Origin of the sequence: Flavobacterium branchiophilum NBRC 15030 = ATCC 35035 (assembly GCF_002217205.1) — a bacterium.
Classification (GTDB): domain Bacteria; phylum Bacteroidota; class Bacteroidia; order Flavobacteriales; family Flavobacteriaceae; genus Flavobacterium; species Flavobacterium branchiophilum.
Map to the genome: position 1 here is coordinate 1 of NZ_MUGT01000212.1, position 2,534 is coordinate 2,534.

The 2,534-nt window shown below is 31.4% G+C and carries 2 protein-coding genes; one reads left to right on the forward strand and one right to left on the reverse strand.

Translation table 11 applies throughout. The features are described from left to right. Positions 1-187 (reverse strand): hypothetical protein (locus tag B0A58_RS16720; RefSeq protein ID WP_207758874.1); only part of this gene is annotated, 187 nt, incomplete at its 3' end. A 140-nt stretch (positions 188-327) separates the two neighbouring features. Between B0A58_RS16720 and B0A58_RS15930 the strand changes: the two genes are divergently transcribed. After that, on the forward strand, positions 328-2,534 hold a 2,207-nt coding region (locus tag B0A58_RS15930; protein WP_243389522.1), incomplete at its 3' end, for a TonB-dependent receptor.

The window sequence follows — 2,534 nt, forward strand, 5'->3', positions numbered from 1 at the left end:
TTCTATCTCTAGTAAATACCCCTTCACTGCCGTCTTTTGAACAGCTGACGAATGCTTCGTTATTAAGCTCATAGTCAATATTTAATGTTAAATTTTCTCTATATTCTAATGTTTTTAATGCAATAGAGTTACCCCCTATATACCCTGTAAATGTAAATATAAAAATTATAACTACAAAATAAATCAAGTAATAAATTCAGAAAAAGTGCCTATTCTATTGGCTTTTTTATACATTTGCTTAACTTAACGACATTGAATGACAAAGGAAAATTTGTGCTGAATCTAAAGGCAAATAGCAATTATACAATAAAATTGAGTTTTATTGGCATGCAAAACAAAGAAATGACAGTTGCAACCAAAGGAGAGAATATAGTACAAAACATAACAATGGAATATAGCGGTATTGCCTTGAACGATGTAGAAATTGTGAGAGAAATGCCTGTGTCTATAAAGGGAGACACCATTGTGTATAATGCCGATTCTTTTAAATCTGGAACAGAAAGAAAACTAGAAGATGTGTTGAAAAAATTACCCGGAGTAGAAGTAAATGCTGATGGAGAAGTTGAAGTAGAAGGAAAAAAAGTTTCTAAACTAATGGTGGAAGGTAAAGATTTTTTTGACGGAGACACCAAACTTGGCGTAAAAAACATTCCAGCAGATGCAATAGACAAAGTACAAGTTTTGCGAAATTATAATGAAAATTCGATATTGAAAGGGGTAGAAAACAACCAAGATAATGTGGCAATGAACATCAAACTGAAATCTGGGAAAAAGAATTTCTGGTTTGGTGATGTTACCGCAGGAGCAGGTATAAATGACACAAAAAGGTATATTATAAACCCAAAATTGTTTTATTATAATCCCAAATATAGCGTCAATCTAATAACCAATTTTAATAATATTGGCGAGTTGCCACTTACAATTCAGGATTATTTTAAACTCACAGGCGGTTTTAGAAACATGATGGCAAAAGGAGGTAGTAGTTTTAACATAGCTTCCAATGACTTAGGGATTTCACTGCTGAGAAACAATAGAGCAAGTGAAATAAACACACAATTTGGGGCAACCAATTTTTCTTATAATGTTACAAAATCTTGGAGTTTGAGCGGATTTGGTATTTTGTCATCAAGCAAAACAGATTTGTTAACTACATCACAAGTAAACAATTTGAAGCCCAATTCGTCTGCAATTGCATCAACAGAAAATAAAACAGACATAGCACATCAACGAAATGATTTAGGTTTGTTCAAACTCAGTTCGTCATACAAGCCAAATGCAAAGTTTCAAATGGATTATGATGTATTGACCAAATTTTCTAAACAAAATGAGGCTAGCGACTTATTACGAGAGTCTGTTGTAAACAACACTTCGCTTACAGAATCTATTTTGTCAAACAAAAACCAGACACCTGTATCTGTAAATCAAAATTTGAGTATTTATTTCACACAAAACGACAAGAATATTTATGCAATAGAAATGCAACATCTGTATCAAGATGAAAACCCATTTTATAATGCCAACCTTCAATCGCAACCCTTCAATTTATCTGGGTATGTAACAGGGCAAAACAGAAACAACATCAACCAAAATAGATTTGTAAAAACAAACAAAATAGATGCAAAAGTAGATTACTATTATATGCTAACCAATAAAAGCAATATAAACATAACCGTTGGAACTACTTTTTCGCATCAAAATTTCAATTCCAATATGTTTCAAATATTGGACAATAATGCAGTAAATGAGCTAACAGATCAGTCCAATAACAATAAAGTAAATTATAATTTCAGTGATATATTTTTGGGTCTTCATTATAAAATATTGATAGGCAAATTTACATTTACACCTGGTTTGAGTTTGCACACCTTTGACATGAAAAATACTCAAAAAGGAACAGATTTTAGTAGAAAATTTAATAAACTATTGCCAGATTTTTTAGCTATTTATCAGATAAAGAAGGCAGAATCGTTGACCTATAATTTTGCAATAACCAACAGTTTTACGGATATCAATAAACTTGCAGAAGGCTTTATATTTAGCAACTACAATAACCTTACAGCAGGTGTTAGAACGCTAGAAAATGCCACACAACAAACACATTCTTTGAGATATTTCAAGTATAATATGTTTAATATGGAGAATATTTCGGCATTTTTAAACTATTCTAGAACGGTAGATGCAATAAAAACAAGTTCGGTTTTCAATGGCGTAAACCAAACATCGTTGCCATTTAATTCTCAATTTGCAGATGAGTCCTTGAGTGCAAGAGGAGCTTATGGAAGATCTTTTTTAAAAAGGTATAAAGCCAATTTTTCTACCAATTTGAGTTGGTCAAAATTTAATAATATTCAAAACGGAAGTTTAATCACAACAGATAGTTACACACAAAACTATACCATATCTGCATCTACCAATTACAAAAATTTACCAAATCTAGAAGTTGGATACGCATTGACCATAAATGATTATAACAATTCAAAATTCTTTACAGACAAGCCTTTTGCAAGATTAGATTATTACTCATCTTACGCAAA